The sequence below is a fragment of the Enterococcus sp. DIV0167 genome (assembly GCF_050541555.1).
Taxonomy (GTDB): Bacteria; Bacillota; Bacilli; order Lactobacillales; family Enterococcaceae; genus Enterococcus; species Enterococcus faecalis.
Genome location: NZ_CP172933.1, coordinates 1,235,153 through 1,258,425, shown reverse-complemented (window position 1 = coordinate 1,258,425; position 23,273 = coordinate 1,235,153). Strand labels below are relative to the sequence as shown.

The 23,273-nt window shown below is 37.2% G+C and carries 18 protein-coding genes; 3 read left to right on the top strand and 15 right to left on the bottom strand.

Annotation, left to right across the window (positions count from 1 at the left end; translation table 11 throughout):
• Positions 1 to 144 precede the first annotated feature (144 nt).
• Entirely contained in the window at positions 145 to 1,155 is a 1,011-nt protein-coding gene (gene gap / locus IGM09_RS06140; RefSeq protein WP_002357638.1) for a type I glyceraldehyde-3-phosphate dehydrogenase, read from the top strand.
• Between the two features lie 50 nt (positions 1,156 to 1,205).
• Here the strand turns inward: gap and IGM09_RS06135 are convergent, their stop codons facing one another.
• From IGM09_RS06135 to IGM09_RS06080, 12 genes are all read right to left on the bottom strand, one after another.
• Positions 1,206 to 1,655: a Fur family transcriptional regulator gene (locus IGM09_RS06135; RefSeq protein WP_002357640.1), complete on the bottom strand. Its 450-nt coding sequence runs from the start codon at positions 1,653 to 1,655 to the stop codon at positions 1,206 to 1,208.
• A gap of 115 nt (positions 1,656 to 1,770) precedes the next feature.
• Positions 1,771 to 2,652 (bottom strand): CvfB family protein, encoded by an 882-nt coding sequence (locus IGM09_RS06130; protein ID WP_002361792.1) that lies wholly within the window; start codon positions 2,650 to 2,652, stop codon positions 1,771 to 1,773.
• Between the two features lie 73 nt (positions 2,653 to 2,725).
• The gene (locus IGM09_RS06125) at positions 2,726 to 4,837 is read right to left on the bottom strand and encodes a cell division site-positioning protein MapZ family protein (protein ID WP_113826050.1); all 2,112 of its coding nucleotides are present in this window, start codon (positions 4,835 to 4,837) and stop codon (positions 2,726 to 2,728) included.
• 151 nt (positions 4,838 to 4,988) lie between these two features.
• Entirely contained in the window at positions 4,989 to 6,095 is a 1,107-nt protein-coding gene (rpoD, locus tag IGM09_RS06120) for an RNA polymerase sigma factor RpoD (protein WP_002360364.1), read from the bottom strand.
• Between the two features lie 107 nt (positions 6,096 to 6,202).
• Complete coding sequence (gene dnaG, locus IGM09_RS06115) at positions 6,203 to 8,089, bottom strand: DNA primase (protein ID WP_033624960.1); 1,887 nt, start codon at positions 8,087 to 8,089, stop codon at positions 6,203 to 6,205.
• A 317-nt stretch (positions 8,090 to 8,406) separates the two neighbouring features.
• On the bottom strand, positions 8,407 to 10,743 hold the full coding sequence (locus IGM09_RS06110) for a cation-translocating P-type ATPase (protein ID WP_002357645.1): 2,337 nt from the start codon (positions 10,741 to 10,743) through the stop codon (positions 8,407 to 8,409).
• 128 nt (positions 10,744 to 10,871) lie between these two features.
• The gene (locus IGM09_RS06105) at positions 10,872 to 11,489 is read right to left on the bottom strand and encodes a lysozyme family protein (RefSeq protein ID WP_002357646.1); all 618 of its coding nucleotides are present in this window, start codon (positions 11,487 to 11,489) and stop codon (positions 10,872 to 10,874) included.
• A gap of 226 nt (positions 11,490 to 11,715) precedes the next feature.
• Positions 11,716 to 13,713, bottom strand: coding sequence for an N-acetylglucosamine-specific PTS transporter subunit IIBC (gene nagE / locus IGM09_RS06100; RefSeq protein ID WP_002408521.1), 1,998 nt, complete (start codon positions 13,711 to 13,713; stop codon positions 11,716 to 11,718).
• A 36-nt stretch (positions 13,714 to 13,749) separates the two neighbouring features.
• Positions 13,750 to 14,583, bottom strand: a complete 834-nt coding sequence (locus tag IGM09_RS06095) for a PRD domain-containing protein (RefSeq protein ID WP_002357655.1) — start codon at positions 14,581 to 14,583, stop codon at positions 13,750 to 13,752.
• 309 nt (positions 14,584 to 14,892) lie between these two features.
• The gene (locus tag IGM09_RS06090; RefSeq protein WP_010710403.1) at positions 14,893 to 16,545 is read right to left on the bottom strand and encodes a peptide ABC transporter substrate-binding protein; all 1,653 of its coding nucleotides are present in this window, start codon (positions 16,543 to 16,545) and stop codon (positions 14,893 to 14,895) included.
• 17 nt (positions 16,546 to 16,562) lie between these two features.
• Entirely contained in the window at positions 16,563 to 17,939 is a 1,377-nt protein-coding gene (locus IGM09_RS06085) for a transglutaminase-like domain-containing protein (protein WP_033624959.1), read from the bottom strand.
• 16 nt (positions 17,940 to 17,955) lie between these two features.
• On the bottom strand, positions 17,956 to 19,020 hold the full coding sequence (locus tag IGM09_RS06080; protein ID WP_002377472.1) for a dipeptide epimerase: 1,065 nt from the start codon (positions 19,018 to 19,020) through the stop codon (positions 17,956 to 17,958).
• 275 nt (positions 19,021 to 19,295) lie between these two features.
• Here IGM09_RS06080 and IGM09_RS06075 point away from each other — a divergent pair, with 275 nt between their 5' ends.
• Entirely contained in the window at positions 19,296 to 19,640 is a 345-nt protein-coding gene (locus IGM09_RS06075) for a metal-sulfur cluster assembly factor (RefSeq protein WP_002357660.1), read from the top strand.
• Positions 19,641 to 19,737: 97 nt separating this feature from the next.
• Here IGM09_RS06075 and IGM09_RS06070 read toward each other — a convergent pair whose 3' ends face one another.
• Entirely contained in the window at positions 19,738 to 20,277 is a 540-nt protein-coding gene (locus IGM09_RS06070) for a GNAT family N-acetyltransferase (RefSeq protein WP_010713419.1), read from the bottom strand.
• Between the two features lie 212 nt (positions 20,278 to 20,489).
• A complete protein-coding gene (locus IGM09_RS06065) occupies positions 20,490 to 21,344 on the bottom strand; it encodes a hypothetical protein (protein WP_010713420.1) in 855 nt (284 codons plus the stop codon).
• Positions 21,345 to 21,630: 286 nt separating this feature from the next.
• On the opposite strand from IGM09_RS06065, the gene IGM09_RS06060 reads away from it, so the two are divergent.
• Complete coding sequence (locus IGM09_RS06060) at positions 21,631 to 22,164, top strand: hypothetical protein (RefSeq protein WP_002360384.1); 534 nt, start codon at positions 21,631 to 21,633, stop codon at positions 22,162 to 22,164.
• A 15-nt stretch (positions 22,165 to 22,179) separates the two neighbouring features.
• On the opposite strand, the gene IGM09_RS06055 is transcribed toward IGM09_RS06060, so the two are convergent.
• Positions 22,180 to 23,172, bottom strand: coding sequence for an alpha/beta hydrolase (locus IGM09_RS06055; RefSeq protein WP_025192043.1), 993 nt, complete (start codon positions 23,170 to 23,172; stop codon positions 22,180 to 22,182).
• Between the last annotated feature and the right edge of the window lie 101 nt (positions 23,173 to 23,273).

Genomic DNA, 23,273 nt, shown 5'->3' with positions numbered 1-23,273 from the left:
GAATCTTTCGCTTTCTTTTTGTCGCTTCGCTATCAGTCTTTTGACAAAAAAATTTTAGAGGTTCATACTATAGATAGTTGAAGAAAATCACTTTTTCAGCAAGGGTCCAAAGAAACACAAACATCTAAAGGAGGAATTTTTGTTATGACAGTCAAAGTAGGAATTAACGGTTTTGGAAGAATTGGTCGTTTAGCCTTTCGCCGAATAAAAGAAGTTTCTGATGATATTGAAGTTGTGGCTATCAATGATTTGACTAGCCCAACAATGTTGGCTCACTTATTACAATTTGACTCTACGCATGGCACCTATCCTGGCACCGTGACAGCCACTGAAAATGGCATTGTGGTTGACGGCGAAGAAACCCGTGTCTACGCAGAACCAGATGCAAGTAAAATCCCTTGGGTTAAAGAAAACGGAGTAGACATTGTCCTTGAATGTACAGGTTTTTATACCTCTGAAGAAAAAGCACAAGCTCATTTAGATGCAGGTGTGAAACGTGTGGTTATCTCTGCTCCTGCAGGCGCAATGAAAACAATCGTTTATAACGTCAATGATGATACACTTGATGCCAACGATAAAATCATTTCTGCCGGCTCATGTACGACAAACTGTCTAGCACCGATGGCTTACTTTTTAAATAATGAATTTGGAATTGAAGTTGGTACCATGACAACTGTCCATGCCTACACATCAACACAAATGCTATTAGATGGCCCTGTTCGTGGCGGAAATCTTCGTGCGGCACGCTCTGCTGCAGACAATACTATTCCCCATTCAACTGGTGCTGCTAAAGCAATTGGCTTAGTTATTCCAGAACTTAATGGAAAATTACAAGGCCATGCCCAACGTGTTCCCGTTGTGGATGGATCCTTAACAGAATTAGTTAGCATTTTAAAAACAAAAGTAACAGCTGATCAAGTAAATGAAGCAATGAAAAAACACACCATTGATAACCCTTCTTTCGGTTATGATGATCGTGAAATTGTTTCTGGAGACATAATCGGCACGACAGAAGGTTCGATTTTTGACCCAACGCAAACAGAAGTAACGACAGCTGGCGATTTCCAATTAGTGAAAACTGTGGCTTGGTATGACAATGAATATGGTTTTACTTGCCAAATGATTCGCTTATTGGAAAAATTCGCTAATTTATAATTCCAATGAATAAAAAACTGCCTTGCATAAATTAATGCAAGGCAGTTTTTTTAATGTTTACTTTGACAACTTTGACAAATACCATGAAAAGTTAAGCGATGATCTTTGACTAAAAAATGATACCGACTTTCAACAATTTGCTCTACTTCACCAAGCAAGTCTTCTTCCACTTCCTCAATTGTGCCACATTCTAAGCATAACAAATGGTGGTGAAAGTGTTTGGCGCCTTCTTTTCTTAAATCATAGCGAGCTAAACCATCGTTAAAGCTCACTTTATCAACGACTTTTAAGTCTGTTAAAATTTCTAGCGTTCGATAGACTGTTGCTAGACCAATTTCCGGACTTTTTTGTTTTACCAAGAAGTAAATTTCTTCTGCTGATAAATGATCTTTTTCATTTTCCAATAATACAAGTACGGTTGCTTCCCGTTGTGGTGTTAATTTAAAGCCTGATTCATGTAATTGTTTTTTTGTCTTTTTTAAAGCAGCAGTCGAATCCATTATTACAGCTCCTTGTTTAGAATGATTACAAATTAAGAAACTTAATTTATCAATCAAATTAAAATAATTATAAAAGAAATAACTGTAATTTGCAAGATATTCTCAATTAGCTACCTTAATTTTTTTCTTTTGATTGCTCCAACGAGCCAATTAGAATTGTTTTACCATCTTCTTGTTTAATTAATTTTTGTTTCATTAAATGACCTAAAGCGCGTTTAAATTGAGCTTTACTAATACCAAAAGTCTGTTTAATTTCATCAGGGCTTGATTTATCGGTGAAAGGAATTTGGTGATCGTTTGCTCTTTCTAAGAAAGTTAGAATCATTAACGCATCATCGCTGATTACTTCATGACTTCTTGGTTTTAATGAAAGATTCAATACGCCGTCCGGCCGCACGCCAATCACACGTCCCACTACTTTTTCACCTAAACGTGGTTCTTGGAAACGTTCAGAAGGATGGATAAATCCAATGTATAAATCATCAGTTAAAATATACGTTCCTGCAAGTTTCAGACGATACACATGCCCAGTTAAGTTTTGGTTTTGCATTTCAGCATTCCCGCGTTTTGCCATGGCTTTAAAGACTTTTTCATCTGCTAATTCGCCCCAAATGCGGTCTTTACTGTCCACTTTTAAAGTAACCATTACTCGGTCTTCTTTTTTAGGCCAAAGTTCCCGCATGGTTGGTAATTCATCCAACGAAATAACGACATCTTTATCTGGTAAGCCAACATCCACAAAGACACCTAAATCACGTCTCGTTCCTGTGACAGTACCAAAGCCATAGCTACCAATGCGCACAGTAGGAATTGTAGTTGTCAGTGCTGGTTCTTGTTTTTGATTTAAATAACCAAACCCTTCTACAGCCTCCCCTATAGCATGCGTACCTTCTTCTTTTTTTAAACGGAATGTGATGCCATTTTTTTGAACAAAATAAAATTGTTCATTTTCATCGACCACAATGCCGGTAAATGTTGTTGCTAGTAATTCTCTCATTTATCATTAACTCCTCAAGGAAAATCAATCGAACAAAAGATTTCCGCTTTTGTTCGATTGTTTCTATTTTCTTTTATTGCCCTGCATTACGAGAAGCGTTCCCTTTGAACCAACCTGTTTTAGCATTGATTGTAACTAAATACATGTGAACATTTTTCTCTGTAGTGCCTTCTAATAATTTTGATTGATTGTTTGTTGCATAAAGATTGTAGTAACCTTCGCCATTCACAATTTTGGCAGGTTCTAAAGAATATCCACCAGGAACAACATAGCCACGAGCAATCACTGTGTCTAAGACTTTTTCTTTCACACCTGGTGCCCATGTCCACGCTGGATTGCTACTATCAGCGATATCGGCAGCATCTGGCGCATAAAGCGGACTAGTGTAAACCCCGTCACTGTTCGGCGCCGTGTAGCCATTCGCTTCTGTTTTTGCTGTTTCTTCCTTCTTAGCGTTCTCTTTTTTTGCAGCAGCAGCTTGTTTCGCTTGTTCTTCTGCTTGTTTTGCTTGCTCTGCGGCAGCTTGTTCTTCTGCAATTCTTTTCTGTTCTTCTTCAACCTTGGTTAACGCTTGGTCAGCTGTCGTCACTTGTTTGACCAGTTCTTTTTTCAGCTTATCACTTGTTACTTTATCTACTTCTGCCTTAGCAGCTTGATACGTGTCTCGATTCAGCTGATTGGTAGTTTTTCCATCTTTATAAATGACCTCAACCGCTTTTTTAGCTTTTTGTAATTGGTTGTATTGTTGGTTCGCTTGATCGATTGCTTGGTTCATCAATTGGTCAAACGGATCATTTCCTGTTAATTTCTTTACGGAAATTGGTTGATCAGCAGCTAGAATCGCCGGTTTCAACTCATTGCCATTGACAATCGGGGCCTCAAATAATTGGTTGATTTGTTGAATGGTTTGTTGTTTCTCTTTCAATGTTTGAATTTGTTTATTTAATTGAGAATACTCTTCTGAATCTTTAATTTCCGCGACTTGTTTTGAGAGTTTTTCTGGACTAACAGTCACCATATCGGGTTTAATAAAAACTTGCTCCTTTGTGGTATAAAAGGCTGCTAGTTCATCTTTCAGCGTACCTGTTTTCTTGGATAGTGCCGCCGCCTCTTGCGCGGCAGCTTTTTGCGTTTGATCATGATACGCCCAAGCACTACCTCCAGCTAATAAAACAACCGCAAGCGCAACGAAAGCCACTTTTTTTGATGGTTTCTTTGGAGCAGGCGCTGGTTGAGCATTCCCAGTTTCATTCATCGGTGGTATCACACCTGAATCTGAAACTTTTTCCTCGGTTGTATCAGCTTCGCTCGGTTCCTCTAGCGACGCTGCACTTGTTAGCCCTTCTTCAGAATCTGAAATGGATTCAGTTGGTGTTTCGGCTTGGGTTAATACTGCCTCACCGCTGTTTTCTAACTCTTGGGTCTCTGCTGTTTCTTCTAATGGATTTTCAGACATTTCTGTATCTGCTCGATGCGCTTGAATATAAGCTTGCAAAGTTTCGTTTGGTGTGACATCTTGATCTTCTATCGGTGGTTGTGAAAAAATTTCTTCTTCAGAAGTAGTAGAGATAACTTCAGTTCCTGAAATCTCTGTTAAAGCTTCCTCTTCTGACTTCACTGTCTCAGATACCTCAGCTGTTTCTGCTTCAACAGTAGTTGTTTCTTCTGTTGTTTCTTCTGTTGTTTCTTCTGTTGTTTCTTCTGTTGTTTCTTCTGTTGTTTCTTCTAAATTAACTGCTTCGTCCGTTGCTAGTTTTTCTTCTGTTGAATGAGTAGGCGTCTCTTCTGTCGCTGGTATCGACTCCTCCACCGAATCATGAGTCTCCTCACTAGCCCCTTCTTGAAGCGATGCTTCTAGACCAGAAACATCCTCTGAATCAGAGAGTATTAAGTTATCTTCTGTCGACTCTTCTTTTTTGTCATCATTACTTTCTTCTTCTGGTGATTCGCCAAACAGTTCCATCACATGGCCTAAGCTCATATCTTTTAACTCAGACCATTCAATATTCTCATTTAATTGATCTTCGTGTTGTTCATTTTCCTGTGTTTCAAAATCTATATTTGTTGAAGTCGTTTCCACTTCTTCTTTATCAACTGTTGTGTCAGTTAGTGAATAGCCACATGTTGGGCAGGTCGTTAATTCTGCATCGAATTCGTTCCCGCACTTCGGACATTTTTTTGTCATTCTTCCGCCTCACATTCTGCTAATATTCCATTACTTCTAATTTACCACAACTTGCGCCTTCTTCCAATAACTAGCAATGACATTTAGAGACTTTTTAAAAAACAAAAGCGGCTCTTCTCGCATGCACGAAAAGAGCCGCTAAACGGTATGTTTATTCTAAAAAGTCTTTTAATTGTTTTGAACGAGAAGGATGTCTTAGTTTTCTTAACGCTTTTGCTTCAATTTGACGAATACGTTCGCGAGTGACACCGAAAACTTTTCCGACTTCTTCTAGCGTACGTGTCCGACCATCATCTAAACCAAAACGTAAACGTAAAACATTTTCTTCACGGTCTGTTAAAGTATCCAGAACATCTTCTAGTTGTTCTTTTAACAATTCATAAGCTGCATGTTCAGCAGGACTGGTAGCATCTTGGTCTTCAATGAAATCACCTAAATGTGAATCATCTTCTTCACCAATTGGTGTTTCTAAAGAGACTGGCTCTTGTGCGATTTTTAGGATTTCACGAACTTTTTCTGTTGGTAAATCCATTTCCGCACCAATTTCTTCTGGCGTTGGTTCTCTACCTAAATCTTGCAATAGTTGGCGTTGAATCCGAATCAATTTATTGATTGTCTCAACCATGTGAACAGGAATTCGAATCGTTCTAGCTTGGTCCGCAATTGCCCGCGTAATCGCTTGACGAATCCACCAAGTAGCATACGTAGAGAATTTGAATCCTTTACGGTAGTCAAATTTTTCAACAGCTTTCATTAAGCCCATATTACCTTCTTGAATTAAATCCAAGAATTGCATACCACGACCTACATATCGTTTGGCAATTGAAACAACCAAACGTAAGTTGGCTTCTGCTAAACGTTGTTTTGCTTCTTGATCGCCTTCTTCAATTTTAAGTGCCAATTCAACTTCTTCTGCGGCAGTTAACAATTGAACGCGCCCAATTTCTTTTAGGTACATACGCACGGGATCATTAATTTTAACACCTGTTGGCGCAGATAAGTCTTCTGCTTGGGCCTTTTCCGCTTCTTTTTCATCTTTTTTCAAGCTATGTTCACTTGGGTCTCCATTTTCATCGACCACGCTGATACCAGCATCTTCAACTTTTTGGATCAATTTTTCCATAGCTTCTGCATCCAAAGTATACGGTGTGGCTAATTGATTCGCTAAATCATCATAAACCACTGTTCCTTTAGGCTTGTTTTCTTTGATAAATGCTGCCACTGCAGCTTCATATTTTTTACTTGTTTCTTTTTCCATGAAAGAAGGCCCCCTTCATTTTTCGGTTCACGCTTGAAATAACTGATAAATCACTGGGACTTATCAAAATAAAATGAACAAAACGCTTAGTTCTATTCATTTATTGCTTAAGTAAATGTTCGTTGAGCTTTAAGCTGTCGAGCCAATTGGATAATCTCCATTGTTAATTCGGCTTCAAGCTGTTGGTTGCCCACTCGTTTTGCTTCTTGCTGTTGAATCTTTTTCTGCTCAATTGCCTCTGCAATACTTGATAAGGCAATTACATGTAATAAATCGGCAACTTCTCGCTCAGAGCTTTCTTCCGATAAATTCTGATACGCAATTTCAATTGCTAATTGTTTGGTTTGATTATCTTGCAAGAAATTAATAAAATCGGCAATGTCGAAACTTTGATGCAGTGTCGCATAACTTTCTAGCAAGAAATATAATTCTTGGTATTCATCATGAGCGAACGAAAAATCTGGCAATTGTTGAACGGTTTGCCGTACTCCTTGTTCATTCATTAAACGAAATAATAATGAACGTTCTGCTTTTTGAACTTGGGTTAACGGTAACTTGTTCTGGACGTGATTCTCTTCAAAAACAGGTTCTTCCATTGGTGGTGGCATCATTTCATCTTGATAAAATTGTTGCCTTTCTTGCCGTTGGACTGAACGTTGCTCCTGCTTCAATTGATTGAATTGCTCTTCCAAACTATGAACAGAAAGTTGAAATTCCTGAGCAATTTGGTTTAAATAACGATCACGTTCCAAAGGAGATTGAACATTGGTTAACTCCCGTAACAATTCGTTCACATAATCCAATTGTTCTTTTTCGTTATTCATGTTTCTAGTTAACCGATGATAATTCATTTTAAAACTAAAAACTGTTTCTCGGCCATGATTGGCTAAATTTTGAAAAGCTTCTGCGCCATATTTCCGCACATATTCATCAGGATCCAGCTTTTCAGGGATGCTGACAATACTCAAGTCAAAATGACTGTTTTCTTGCAATAATTGAATCGCACGGTTTGTGGCTTGAACACCGGCATTATCGCCATCGTAACAAATAACTACTTCCTTAGCGACCCGCTCCAAACGCCGAATTTGTTCATTGGTCAAACTAGTCCCCATTGAAGCCACCCCACTTTTTACGCCTGATTGCCAAGCAGCGATAACATCCATGAATCCTTCAAAAAGCAATACTGTATTTTCTTTACGAATTTCTTTTCTGGCTCTATCAAAGTTAAACAGCGTTTCTCGCTTATTAAAAAGTGTTGTTTCAGGACTATTCAAGTATTTAGGCATCTCATCTCCTGGAAAATCAGCTGTTTTTAACAAGCGACCAGAAAAGGCGATGACATTGCCTTGGGGATCATTAATTGGAAACATGATTCGTTGATAGAAACGATCCAAAAACGTACCGTTATCTCTTTGGACAAACAGCCCAGAAGGCTCAAAAAGCGTTTCATCCAGTTGTTCATTTTTAAAAACTTGACTTAAGAAATCACGTTTTTGCGGCGCAAATCCAATTTGAAAGGTCTCAATTAGTTCTTGTGTTAACCCCCGCTCTAATAAATAGTTTAATGCGGGTTCGCCAATTTTAGTATTCACTAAAATATGATGGTAAAGTTCTGCGGCTTTACTATGCAGTTGTAACAAACTCCGTCTTTGTTGGTGTTCTGGGGTATCCGCTACTTCACGCGGCTCTGACCAATCAAAGTCCACAGATAAATGTTCCAAATCTGCAACACGTTTCACGGATTCTGGAAAACTAATGCCTTCAATTTCTTGCAAGAAATTAAAAACAGTTCCACCTTTCCCGCAGCCAAAACAGTGAAAAATTTGTTTGTCTTCTGCTACTGAAAATGAAGGGGAACGTTCTTCGTGAAACGGACATAAACCCATATAATTTTTACCGGATTTTTTTAACTGGACATACTGCCCAATAATATCTACTATATTCGTTCGGTGACGAACTTCCTCAATGACTTCCTGAGGAATGCGTTGTGCCATTGTCCTCACCTCCTAAGAATAGCATTGTGCTAACTCATGTGATTGACCGTTTAAAAAACGCACTGTCATTTCAGTGCGAATTCCAATGGACACATTTACACATGATTTATTGTATCACATAATCTCTGTTTTTCAAGTATCTTGTTTCAACTCAACAAAAAAAAGAAAGTATCTAGGACAAAAGTCATCCTGACTCCTGCCTCAGACACTAACTCTTAAAATAATCAGTTAAACATCAAGCTTGCTCCGACTTCCTTCAAGATTTAAAGAAGAACTGCATTTCTGGAGACGAATGCTTTTAGCTCAACCTCTGTTTTTTATAAATCTTTAATTGTTTTTCCAGCACGTTTCATTTGTACGAAACCAATTGTTACACGCACCACAATATTAATGGCCATCATAATAAAGAAGAGACCCATTGTTTGCGAAGTTAAGAAACCAATTTCTAAAATGTTGTGAAATAACATAGCTGCTACATAAATACCAATAATGGTACTGAAAACCAAGAAAATGCGTAGTGGATTTAAAGGCAGACATGCTCGAACAACAGCCATACAGCTAATTCCAACTAATAAATAATACATTAACGTCGTGGTGTCTAAAGAAGAAAATCCTTGATTTTGTCCAATCAGATAAACAGCAATGATATTCGCTACAACTAAAAGCGCATTAACAGACGCATTTTTCAAAGCCGTTGGTAAAAACTTCCCGACAACTTTTCGTTTGTCCCCTTCGAAAGATAAGAAGAAGGCTGGATATCCTTCAATTGCTAAATCAATCAAGGTCACTTGAATCGGAATGAACGGAAACGCAATGGCCGTTAAGGCACAAATGATTGAGAGAATAAACGAATAAATCGTTTTAATGAAGAAAACGCTGGAAACTCGGGTTACATTATTTACCACACGCCGTCCTTCAAACAAGACATCTGGTAACGTTGTAAAATCAGAATCTAGCAAAACTAGATTAGAAATTTGCCGAGTAGCGCCATCTCCTTCTGCCATAGCGATACTACAATCCGCTTCTCGTAACGCTAAAACATCGTTGACGCCATCGCCGGTCATCGCCACCACATGCTCTGTGTCTTTCAACTCACGTACAATGGTTCGTTTTTGCTGAGGCGATACACGTCCGAACACTGTGTATTGCTGAACCGCTTCACGCACTTCTGCTTCTGTCGTTTTGGTCGACAAATCAATATAAGACTCATAACCGGGTAGCCCAGCACGACGAGCAATATTTGAAACAGTCACCGGATTATCACCAGAAATTACTTTTAAGTCGATTCCTTCTTCTTTTAGATAAGCCAGTGTTTCTTTGGCATTTTGGCGAATTGGATCATCAATTTCTAGAATTGCTAATGGCTCTAAATAAGGCATTTTGGTTTCGTTTAACGGTTGTTGTTCCGCAATGGCTAACATCAAGACGCGATACCCATTCTCTTGTGCTGTAAAAACAGCTTCTGGCAACCGACTATCGTCTACCAAACGCTCAGGAGCCCCTAAATAAACTGTCCCAATTTCTGGAAATTCAATAGCTCCCCATTTTCGTTCAGAAGAAAAAGCCAAGACTTCTTTTGCGCCAAATCGATTGGATACTTCATAATGATCACGAATTGCTTGCATTGTAATATTATTATCCGTACTTTCAGATAGGTAGCTTCCGATAATCTGTGGGAAGAGTTCTTCATATTTGTCATGCAAGATAATCGCCTTTTGCACTTTCATTTTACCTTCTGTAATCGTTCCAGTTTTATCTAAACACAAAGTGTCCACATGGGCCAATGTTTCAATTGAGTACATATCTTGTACTAGAATACGTTTTTTGGCTAACTTAATGACACCTGTTGTCAGCGCAATACTAATTAATAGTACTAATCCTTTTGGTAACATCCCTAACAAAGCAGCTGCAGAAGCAACAACAGATGTTTTAATGCCAGCATCTCTTAACCAAAAAGCTTCAACAAATAAAATAATCCCTAGAGGAATAATCACCCAACTTGTAAATTTAGAGACTTTACGAATCGAATTGACTAACTCTGATTGAATTGGTTTATGCACTTTGGCTTCTTGGGTGATTTTCACAGCATAGTTTTCGGCACCAACGTGGATAACACGGGCATAGGCTTGTCCGCTAACAATGAAACTTCCAGAAAGCAAGGTATCGCCGATTTCCTTTTCAATTAAATCTGATTCACCTGTTAACAACGCTTCATTCGCTTCGACTTTACCGTCAATAACTTCCATATCAGAAGGAACTTGTTCCCCTGCAGAGATAATAACAATATCTTCCATAACTAGTTCTTTTGTATCAATTTCTTGTTGTACGCCATTTCGAACAACATGAACATTTTCTTTTGCCACAATAGATAATTTTTGAACTAAATTACGGGCATGAATTTCTTGGAAAATCCCGATTGACATGTTCACAATAATAATCGCTAAGAAAGCCAGATTGGAATACGCTCCGACAAATAGTAAACAAACAGCGATTGCAAAGTTTAAAAAGTTGAATAACGTCATGACGTTATCAAAAATAATATCTTTTGTAGATTTCGCTACATTTTCCTCATAATTATTTTGAAGGCCTAACTCTTTCTGCTTGGCAACTTCTTCTGTACTTAACCCTTTTTTCAGGTCGACTTTATTCAACATCCAGCTCTTTCCCTACCTTTTCAATTAATCAGTTACATCCCTTCTAGTTTACTTGCATTTTCATGAAACTGCAAGAAAAGCCTAAAAAATTCCTGTAAGTTGAAAGAATTCTTTAGACTTTTCTCGTTTTAATTTAACTTTTCAATAAACCAACGATTCATTTTGACAATTTCCGCATAGAACATATTGCCACCATTTTGATAAAGGTAACCACCATTGTAAACTAACGCTTGCCAACGATAATAACGATATTTCGTATTTTGGTCATTCCCTAGCAACGGTGAAAGGACTTCTCTTGAATATTCTTCTGCTAACTCTGTCGTGTGTTTCCCGCCACGTTCTTTAACAAACTGAATATAATCCAGTCCATAATTATATGCTTGTACGCCTGTCCATTCATCACAGCCAGCTTCTTTTGCTTTCGCTAACGCTTCCGCGAGAAATTTGACGCCATGTGCGATACTTTCTTCTGGTGTTTCAATCACTTCTTGTTGTCCATAAACACTTTCACTGCTCTGCATAATATCGCCAGATTTTCCTTTAGATTCTGTATAGATAATCGCTAAAGCTAATGTTTTGTATTCAGGTATTTTATTTTTTTTGACTTCTGCTTCTACTTGTTTTTCAAAGGTCATTACCGTTTCAACATTTTGATGTATTTTATAGCCAAGATAGCCAAGACCAGCAACTAAACCAACAAACAAAAGTAGCATGATTTTATAAATTATTTTTCTTACTCTACGCATCGAATCATCCAAACTTTTTCTTTTAAGATACGTTCTATGTTACTTGAAATAACTGAAAAAAGCGAAGTTTTTGTTACTTCTTTAGTTTTATTTAATAAAAGTAACTTTTTTGTGAACAAACCGTAACTTCGCAAGATTGAACGTTTTCACCTAGAATAGAATAACAAGTAATTTTATCGAATTTCATCAAAAAAAGGGCTGCCTTACGGCTAGCCCTTTTTTACTTTTATTTTACGGTAACATTTCCGATTACATCATTCATTGAAGTCGTTTGACCCGCTTTTTGCAAATCATATTGAGCAACGATATCTTGATTTGTGAAAACAACAATTAAATCTGATTTTTTGCCAGCTTGTTCTAATGCGGCTAAATCAATAGTTGCAATTTTATCGCCTTGTTTTACAACTTGGCCTTCTTCAACATGTAATGTAAATGGTCCACCTTGTAACTCAACAGTATCTAGACCCATGTGTAATAATACTTCAATGCCTGAATCTGTTTGGATACCTAACGCATGTTTTGTTGGGAAAATGCTAGTAATTTTACCAGCAACGGGTGTTGAAACTTCGCCGTCTGTTGGAACGACAGCAAAACCGTCACCCATCATTTTTGCTGAGAAAACATCATCTGGTACTTCAGAAATAGGAATAACTTTCCCATTCGCTACAGAATATAATTCAGTTTCTTTTGTTGAAACTGGTGCTTTTTCTTCAACAACTGGTTTAGAAACAGGTGTTTCTTTGACTGGTGTTGCTGGCGCTTGGTGGTTATATAATCGTTGCATTTCGTCAGCAACAAATTGTACTTCTGTACCAACGATCACTTGGATATTGGTGTCATCAATGACTTTCACACCAGGAACCCCAGTTGCTTTAATTTTTGCTTGATCCACTTTGCCTGTATCTTTCACTGTTAAGCGTAAACGAGTTGTACAGTTATCAATAGAAGTTACATTAGCATCAGCGCCTAAACCATCATAAATACGACGAGCTAGAGAAGCAAATTTGTTGTCGCCTTCTGCAACATCTGGCGTTTCTTCGCCATCGCCTTCTTCACGTCCTGGTGTCATTAAGTTAAACTTAGTGATTGCAAAACGGAAACCGAAGTAGTAAATTGCTGCAAAGACAAGTCCTTGAACCACCAACATCATTGGATGATTCGCGACTGGGTTTTTCAAACTTAAGAAGAAGTCTACAAAACCTGCACTAAAGGCAAAGCCAGCTGTCCAATGCATAAACGCAGCGAATGCTAAAGAAATACCTGTAAAGACCGCATGTAAAACATATAAAGGCCAAGCAACGAACATAAATGAGAATTCTAAAGGTTCAGTTACGCCTGTAAAGAAAGCCGCAAAACCAGCAGCTAACATTAATGAAGCTGTAACTTTTTTCTTCTCAGGACGTGCACATTGATAAATTGCAAACGCGCCTGCTGGTAAACCAAACATCATTACTGGGAAGAAACCAGCTTGGTACATCCCTGTTTGTCCTACAATTGCTTTACCAGTATCTAACGCTTGTTGACCAGCTAAAAAGTTCCCAATATCATTGATACCAGCAACATCAAACCAGAAAACAGAATTCAAGGCATGGTGTAACCCTGTTGGAATTAATAGTCGGTTAAAGAAACCATACAAGCCAGCTCCTACGAAACCTAAGCTAGAGATTCCTTTACCAAAAGCAACTAATCCGTTATAAACAACTGGCCAGAAGAAGAATAAGACAGCTGAGATTGCTAACATCGAAATAGCTGACATAATAGGAACTAAACGTTTTCCACTAAAGAATGATAAAGCCATTGGCAATTTCACACCAGAGAAACGATTATACATTGCCGCAGCAACTAAACCAGCGACAATCCCGACAAAGACATTGTTGTCCATGCTGTTGAAGGCTGGGTTTACTTCAGCAATATCCTTGAAGCCTTTAATGGCTTGGATAGAAGCAGGCGCTAAAACAGTTTTTGGCACTAAATAAGCAACTAAACCAGCTAATGCTGCTGATCCATCTTTATCTTTTGACATTCCTAACGCTAAACCAACTGCAAATAATAATGCTAAGTTGTTTAAGATAGCCAAACCACCATTCATTAGAAAAGTTGTGGCTGGACTAGCGCCGATTGTTCCCACGATCCAGTTGGCAATACCGACTAATAAAGAAGCCGCCGGTAATACAGCAACTGGTAACATTAACGAACGTCCCATTCTTTGCATATACGCTTTCATTATACGTAACTCCTCACATAAACTATTTAATTTTTATTATTTGGTCATTCTTAATCGTTCAATGTGAATCGATAAATAACCAAGTTCTTCATTTGGTACTTGATAATGAAAATTTCTCATTAATAAGACTTGTACTTTTTTTGAGATTTCATAGCTTTCAGCATACTTTTTCTTTACGACTTCCAAAATTTCTTCATCTAAAACAGCGTATTGATTTTGTTGGAAGCGATGAATAAACAAACGTAAATGATTCACCAAACGTGAATAACTGAGACTATTTTTATCATCATGAATATCAATAGCCAATTCCTGCTCGATTAAATGAATAATTTCAGAAACGATTGTAACTTCACGGATACTTTTACTATTATCAGTACGCCCGCTGCGAGCACTATGGATATGAATTGCAATATACCCCGCTTCATCATAACTAAATGGAATCTCTAAGGTTTGTGTTAAATATTCTACAGCCCATTGAGCAATAGCAAATTCTTCACTATATAAAATCTCAATTTCACTTAAAAGCTTGTTCCGAACAATAATATTATTTTGAATATTTTCAGCTGCAAAAGCAATGTGATCACTCAACCCAATATTAATATGTTCATTCAACTTTTCACCCAATACCGTTTCAGCATGTTGGATAATTTCTTCACTCGCTAAAAAGTATTTGTCTTCGATTTGTGATAGCAATACTTGAAGTTTTTTCAGTCCTTCTGGCTCCATCACAAACATCCGCTCCACCAATTGTCGAGATAAGACATCATTTTTAGTCTTATTAAACCCGACGCCTTTACCGACAGCTACTTTCTCCTGTCCTTCGTCAAGAACAAGTACAGCATTTTGATTTAGCACCTTTTTAATTTTCATAAATGACCCTCTTCTGCAGAAGTAATTCTAACATTTTCAGTGAAAACAACAAAAAAAGCATAGAACAATCCCGTTAAACATGTTGCGTAACCATTGTACACCACATTGTATTACGAAATTCTTCCATGCCTAGTATTATCTAGTCACATGAAAACGCTATTCATTTGTTAACAGTGCTTATTCTAACGAGTATCATTATTTTTGTCAACCTTTTTCAATTATTTTTTTATTAATTGTTGACTATTAACAAAAAAGAAGCTCTTATCGGAAAAAAAGTACCTTCAGCTAAAGGTACTTTTGTTCACTAATTTATTCTTTATAGGCATACTTATATGTGCTCGTTGCACCGAAGTTATGATACTGAATACCTTTGACACCTGGTCGTATAAGCTGACTACGAGCCTCTTGGTATAAAGGAATTAAAGCGGCATCTTCTTCCACCAATACTTTTTCAGCTTTAATTAATGTTTGCCAACGAGTTTCAGGATCATTTGCGTATTTAGTTGTTGCTTCTTCAATTAGTTGATCAAACGTTGGGCTAGAATAGTTCATACGGTTACCACTAACTGAGCTTTCTAAGAAAGTCATTGGATCCTGATAATCGGGTCCCCACATGCCAACAGACAATTCATAATCCCCTTTTCTCATTAATTCAATCGCATTATTTAAAGGAACTGTTTTGACATTAATAGTGAGACCAGGCAACGTTTCTTGTAACTGGCCTTGGATAAATTCAGCAACTTTTCGGTCACTATCACCATCTCTTGAAAGAAGTTCAATGGCTACATCTCCGTTTAACTCTGCTTTTGCTTTATCTAAATACTCTTTGGCTTTTTTGGCGTCTGTTTTGACAAGGGCGCCTGCTTCTTGACGAAAATCTTCATTCGTTTCTGGGTTATATACAAATTTTTCTGGAATGTACCCATAAATTTCTTTTGAGCCATCTGCTAAAATATTATCGACTAAACTTTTTTTATCCAAAGCATAAGCTAAAGCTTTGCGGACATTCTCATTTGCAAAAATGGATGGTTTTTCGTTTCTTTTTTGGTTTAAACGTAAGGAATATACTTTTGACCGTTCGATTGCTTCATAGTCTGGGTTGTCTCGATTTTGTTTAGCAAAATCTCCTGTTAAGACAGCCACATCTAATTCACCTGATTCGTACAAATTATAAACGGTATTGGTTTCTTTAAGAACTTCAAAATGAATCGTTTCTGATTTTACTTTTTCTTTATCGTAATAGTCGGGATTACGCACAAAATCCCACGACATCGCTGACTGATCCCAATTTTTCATTAAAAACGGACCATTAGATACAATCATTTCACTAGAAGTGCCATAGGCTTGTCCTTTTTCTTTCACGAATGCTTCGTTTTGTGGGAAAAATGGAGAAAATGCCAATAAGGACGTAAAATATGGTACAGGCTTTTCCAAAGTAACCTCCAAAGTATAATCATCAAGTGCTTTGACACCCAATTCCTCTGGTGCTTTTTCCTCTTTTGTAATAGCTGTTCCGTTCAGAATCGTTCCTTCTAACAAGAAAAAGTAATTGGCTTGGTTTTTGGGATTCGCTAATTTACGCCAAGCAAAAACGAAATCATTGGCTGTTACAGCATCACCATTGGACCACTTGCCATCTTCTCTTAGTTTAATGGTATATCGTTTGCCATCCTCAGAAATTTCTGGCATCTCTTTAGCAGCAGCTGGTATTAGTTGATCTTTTTCATCCAATTGATATAACCCTTCAAAGACATTGGACTGTGCGTTAATACTGGCTTCATCTTGTGTAAAAATAGAATCCATTGAACCGATTTCCGAGTTCTCCATTAAATTTAAAACTTTTTTCGAGACACTGGTTTTCTCAGTTGCTTTCTCGTCTATTTTTGTTTCTGCTGTTGTGCCACAACCTACCAAGACCGTACTAACAAATAACATAATCCCCATCATTTTTAACTTTTTCATACTATTCCCCCTATGTGTCAATCAAACGGCAACTCTTCCATGGAAAGCCGTTCTTGCGAAACTATCAAGCATGCGTAGGGCAAGCCCTCATTTTCGTACTCAAATTCTCCCCGCTGGTTGTCAATTGGGTCTGCACGCAATTGCATTTTTGCCGGCTGAAAATCTGCCTGGATCTCACTATTTGCGACCATTCTAAAAACATCTAAATTGCCGAAATAATGATTCCACCGCTGTCTATCCCCGTCTCGGTAAGCACCTCCGCCAAAAGATAAATCCGCAAAGAGCCAGCCGTACGGTTCTATATAAAATTGTGCCCAATCATGACAGCCTGTATAATGTGTAGAAACATATAATCCCGATTGCCATTTGGCTGGTATCCCTGCAATCCGACAAAGCGTGATAAACAAAATCGCTTGCACGCCGCAGTCACCTTTTAAATTAGTTGCAGCATACTCTGAAATATTGGAAATTGTAAAATATTCACGCATGAAAGAATAATGAATCTTTGTCGTCACAAAGTCATAAATCAAGCGTGCCTTTTTTAAGGGATTACTTTCATCGCCCACAATCTCATCTGCTAAATTTCTTAAATAAGGCGTGAATCGAATATGCGGTAACTGTTCCTCTAAATCAAAGCTTGGTTGCATTTTGTCTACGTTATTTTCTTCTAACTGTTGGTAAACCATCCGATTAACATAACAATATTCAACTGTAAACGTTTGATTTTCTTTTAAGATTGTTTCAAAACACAGTGTTCGTTGAGGCGCATCTTCTGCCGCAATATAGGTTGCTTCAGGTGACGTAGCTAGGATTTCAATTTCTGATTGTTGTTGACACGCTTTGGGCAGCGGCAAATGGACACGAACACGCTTACCTGGACGCTCAAATTCTTTTTTCACCTGAATGGTGGCTTTAATTGTTGTTTTCACTTTTCTACCACCGTTTTTTTGCATTTGTTCGATGTTCTCTTTTAGTTCTTTTTTGCGGAGAATTTCTAATTGATTGCTTTCTGCTTCCCGCAAACGTGCAACATATGCCGCATTTGTTTTAATTAAATTGGCCAAAAATCGAAGTTGGAAATACGGTTCACCGTCAATATAAACCCAGTCCACTAATCCCGTTTCTTTTAAACGAATTAATTCCTCTGTTTGATAATCCTGAAAAGTGTCTCTCATCATTTGATCAGCTTTTGCAAAGCTATGAGGATACTCATTCATACGCATCATTTTAATGACATCTTTTTCAATTATCAAACGTTCTTTTAATGCCTGCGGAAGTTCTTTTGTCAACCAAAAATCAATGGCAATATCCGCACTTGCAAAATCGCCAAATTCTTTCACCCTTTGAATTTCCTCAGGCAAAGGAACACTAAGATACTTTAAATCATACTTCATTTGCTTTACTCCTTTTTTAATGAGAAATGCCTAATCCAGCTGCTTCTCCTAATTCCAATAATGGTTTTGCTTCTAAGGATACGCCCCCAGTTACGGGCGCAGTTTCTAAACCGAATGTCGCATCTAAATCTGCTCGTGTGATATTCTTTTGAGCAGCAGCTAAATGGGCAGCAGCCGTGATGCCAATGGTTGTTTCTTCCGCCATGCAACCAATCATGCATTCGATGCCTGCTGTTTCACAAATCTGATTAATTTTCAGCGCTTCATGAATGCCGCCACACTTCATTAATTTTATATTGATAACATCGACTGTGCCTTTTTTAACTAATTCCAACGCATCTTGAGCATCAAAACAGCTTTCATCAGCCATAATTGTCGTATTAACTTGTGAAGTAACGTATTTTAGACCTTCTAAATCGCGTCTTTTAACTGGCTGTTCCACTAATTCAATTTGATAATCTGCTAATTCTTGAATCGCTTTAACTGCATCTTTGGGCGTCCAAGCCTGATTCGCATCTAAGCGGAGCTTGATATCAAAGCCAACTGCTTCACGAATCGCTTTTACTCTTGCGATATCAGCTTCAATTCCTGTTCCGACTTTAATTTTTAATGTATCAAAACCTAGTTTGACTTTTTCGACGGCTTTTTGTGCCATCACATTTGGTTCATCAATACCTAGTGTAATATCCGTTATTACTTGGTTATCATAGCCGCCTAACAATTGATAAAGAGGCAGTTGAGCTTTCTGACCCATCAAATCATAACAAGCAATATCGATTGCTGCTTTTGCCGCTGGAGCGAAAGCAGATATTTTATCCATCACTTCATGAATTTTCTCAATATTAAAGGGGTTTAAGCCAATGATTGCTTGGCCAAATAATTCGATCGTTTCAAGCGTGCCAGCCAACGTTTCACCGGTAATAAAAATGCCTGGCCCTCCTTCTCCATATCCAACTAATCCCTCTTCTGTTTCAATTTCCACAATTGCACTATCCGCTGATTCTATCGTCCCCAAAGCGATCGTAAAAGTTTCTTTCAGTTTAATTTTCGATGCCCTAACATGTACCTGCTTAATTTTCATAAAATCCTCCCTTTGATATTTCCAATTGACTGAAAATTCAGTTTTTTAAAAATATCCAAAAATTAAATTTAGATTGTTATCGATCATTCTAAACTCATTGTTTTCTAATGTCAATAAAATAATGAGATTTCAATTAAAATAAAATGAATTTCGAATTTTATGAGCTTTTTTAATAAATCAGTAAATTACATGACATGTGAGATACTTCTCATTTACAAACATTCTTAAAAAAGGTATGATAGTAAAGAGGCAACTTGCAAAGGAGTAGAAGACGAATGAGTGAACAACCTCAACAACGTTCAACCGAAGAAGTTGAAGCAATTAAAGAAGATATTTTAACTGCATTAGAAACAGTGATTGACCCTGAATTAGGCATCGATATTGTTAATTTAGGACTAATTTATGAAGTTGAATTTGCAGAAGAAACTGGTGATACTGTCATCAAAATGACCTTAACCACAATGGGTTGTCCGTTAGCAGATGTTTTAACAGAACAAATCCATGGTGTTTTAAAAGATATTCCTGAAGTGAATAATATCGAAGTAAAATTAGTCTGGTACCCTGCTTGGACAACGGATAAAATGAGCCGTTACGCACGAATTGCTTTGGGTATTCGCTAGTTATTTCGAGGCTAATGATAAAAAACATATGAAAGAACCGATTGGTCCGTTCTTTCATATGTTTTTTTGTTTGTTTAATTTACTTATTTGATAAAAATTACCTGATGCCATCAATACTTGGCTTTTTCCAAATTTTTGCTACTGGATGGAAGTCTAATAAAAACTGTAGCTGCGTTCCACTGAAGCCTGATGCTCCAGCAAACATGATATGAAAAGTGAGTCCTCTATCCATAATCAGATACCCTGTATCCAGCACGCCATTTCTTTCATAAAACTGATAACGTTTTTCTCTTTGGGCTTCATTCGCTGCATTTTTGCCAATTTCTTCACTCTCCAAAAGAACCCCCTTAGGATAACGTGTCTTCAATAACGCTAACACGGTTGAACCTAATCGTTGGTTTCGGTGGTGCTGATCAATTGCAAAGAAAAAGACATAGGTTGCTTCAGGTGCAATTTGACTATTTAACAAAATCCCCACGTTCTCATCCGCCTCTTGAATAACAAACAAATGAAATTTTCCTGCTTGAGAAGACGTCAATAATTGATCAAACGGCAGTCTCTCTTCTTCTGGAAAAGCTTCTATGTAGGTTGCTTCCCAATAGGCTTGATTTCCTTGATTTAATAATGTGAATTGCATAAAAGCTCCTTTCTAAAATGATTGCTTCGTACTAATAACTTTTGTTACTTACATAAGACCTAAAAGTCATTTAAACATGCGACTGGTTATCCCTATACGCAATTATTTTTTGATACTAATCTAGTAGTTTAATCGTTCTCTGTTCCTGAGTCAATAAAAGAGCACAAGATTCGAGACTTTCAACGTTTAGTGAAAAGTCGATTCTTATTTCATTACAACCTATTCACTATTCGCTGCCCTCTTTTTTCTATTCGTTGATTTACTTGAACTAAATATTCATTTATCTCCTCTAGATTCTGAGGTAAGATAAACGAGTCTTTTTTCAAATGATTTTTCCATAGCGCTACTGGTTGATACTGTTCATTTAAAAATGGTTGCATCTCATACGTATGAACGTAGCTTTCCCATGAATGAAACGAAGCTAAAAATATCGAAAGTTGTTCTAAAGAATAATCCCAATAATCTTTAAACGATAAGCTTCTTCCACTGTTAAATCCTAGTGGAACTACTGTAATGTTTCCAATTGAATGGGTAAGTTCGGCAAAACGCTTTAATTGTGGGTCCTGATGGACTCGATCAAATTTAGTAAAATTGTCGAGAAGGAATTCATTCCATGTATATTTTTTGGGTACAGGATTTGGTAAATAGTCAGGAAAAGCTTGGTCAAAATAAGTTAAATATCGGTCCGAAATCACAGCCGATGCCCCGGAATCATGAGGCGGATACTTGCTATTTACTGCAAGCAAATTCTGTTCAGAAGGTTTTTCTAAATAGCTTTCTTGATTTTCCCCAATTACTTCCGCTGGTCTAAAGAAATCGGGATAAACAAGTTGTAACATAATTTTATACGTTGTCCAAAATGAGTTCATAATATCTTTGTGCACGGTCGCCTTCCCAGTTAACTTTAAAAAAACATCCTCCACAACCTCGTACTTTTCAATATGGACATTCGATGTTCTAGCTTTTAAAATATTTTTAACCGGCTGCTGGTGGTCATACTCTTGACCCAAAAGCAACTTCTTTAAATCATCTTTCGCTGAAATTGTCTTAACTGTAATCTCCGCCACTTTGAATAACTCCCATCCTACGATTTTCTCTATATTCTTTTATATTATTATACTAGAAAAACGCTCCCTCCTGCCCTTTTTTAATCAACAAATCATCAATTAGAAAACACCAACGAAACAGAAGTGCAACACTAGCATGCGAAAAAATGCGATCGGCAACTTATTTTTTAGACACTCTGTGTGTTTCGTATAGTCGAGGCTGGTTGCGTGTATTTTTTTCAAGAAAATTGAGCACAGCTATGGTATAGTCAAAACTACGATTATTTCAAACACGGAGCGACAGTTTATGGAAATGTACCAAGTAATTAGATATTTTTTAAATGAAATGGAGAAAAAGATTTGGCATGCCTTGTTAACATTAGTACTTTTTTGTCTTTATATTTCCATTTTTGATGTTCCTTTTACAATTAAAAATACATTCATCGGCAGACTACTTTTCCCGAAAGCTTTTATGAACGCAGGAAGTGCGAATCTGATTTTTTATTTGATTAGTTTTTTTGGTTTTTTATGGTCAATTTTCATTTTTGCTTATCTATTGAATAAGACACGCCTCAAATTATTAAATAAAACCTTTCCTTATCTTTTGGAAATATTAGAAGTCTGTATTTTGCCTTTAGTGATTCTTTTTGCTTACATTTATATTTATTTGCGGGTCCATGGCGAAGGTTTCAGCTATATACGAGAATCTCTTTTACAGCAAGAGTTAACTTATTCAATGAAATGGTTTCTTTGCCTTGGTAGTTTGGCGCCGTTATTTTTCTTTTTAAGCACTTTAAATTTAACTAAACGAGTCAGACAAAAAAAAGACATGGAATCATGAAAAACCATGTCTTTTTTAGTCGGATGTTGTTTTTACTGCAGGACAGTTTTCTTCCAAAAATTCAAAAATACTACTGTAATAATTTTCAGGTTCGTAGACACTTGAAGATAAATGTGGTGCTTTAGCAACAATGAGACCTTTTTTTATCCCCTGAGTTGCCGCTAAATTTTCTTCAAACATTGTCATTGGAACAAAGCGATCACCTGTACCGTGAATAAAAAATGTCGGCAACGTATTTTTGTGTAATTGTCTCACGGAAGAAGCGGTTTTCAATTGAAAGCCATAGTTATTTAATGCTAATTGATTAGCAATTGTTAAAATAGGAAAAGCGGGTAAATGAAAAGATTCATGTAGGACGTATTTAAATTCATCATAAACAGAAGTGTAGCCACAATCCACTATTAATCCGCGGACATTCGTTGGTAACTTTTCACCACTTGCCATCATGACAGTAGCCGCTCCCATGGAACCGCCCACTAAAATAATTTCTGCTTCCATATCAATGGCAAGAACTTCACTAAGCCAACTTAATAAATCTAACCGATCCAGCCATCCCATCCCAATTTTATCCCCTGAACTTTTCCCGTGCGCACGCAAATCGGGAACTAAAACATTGTAGCCTTCTTCTGCAAAACGTAATGCAGTATATGCCATATCGCGTTTTCCGTTTGAACGATAACCATGCACACAAATCGCCCAACGATGGTTATCTGGATAAGGAATAAAGCACCGTGCATACAATGTTTCATCTTTAATTTTCAACCAACGGTCTTCAGCAAAAGGCTCTGTCCAAAAAGCTTCGCCTTCTTGTTTTTGTTGTTCTTCTATTTTTGTATATCTTGTTTCACGTTCTTGAAAATTATCAGGATTTAATAACCGATGCCCTTTTTTATGATACCAAGGGTTGTCTTTAAGCAACGCAATTTTCAAAAAATAATTGGCAATGTAAAAAGAAAAAACAACGCCAATTATTGCAAAAATGATCAGTAACCCGAGGAGCCATTTCATCTGCAAATCACACCCTCTTCTAAAGTATTTCCTTCTTCATTTAATATACTATGGATTTTTCATTTCTGAAAGAAATCACCCTTACATTTTGTTATTTTTTG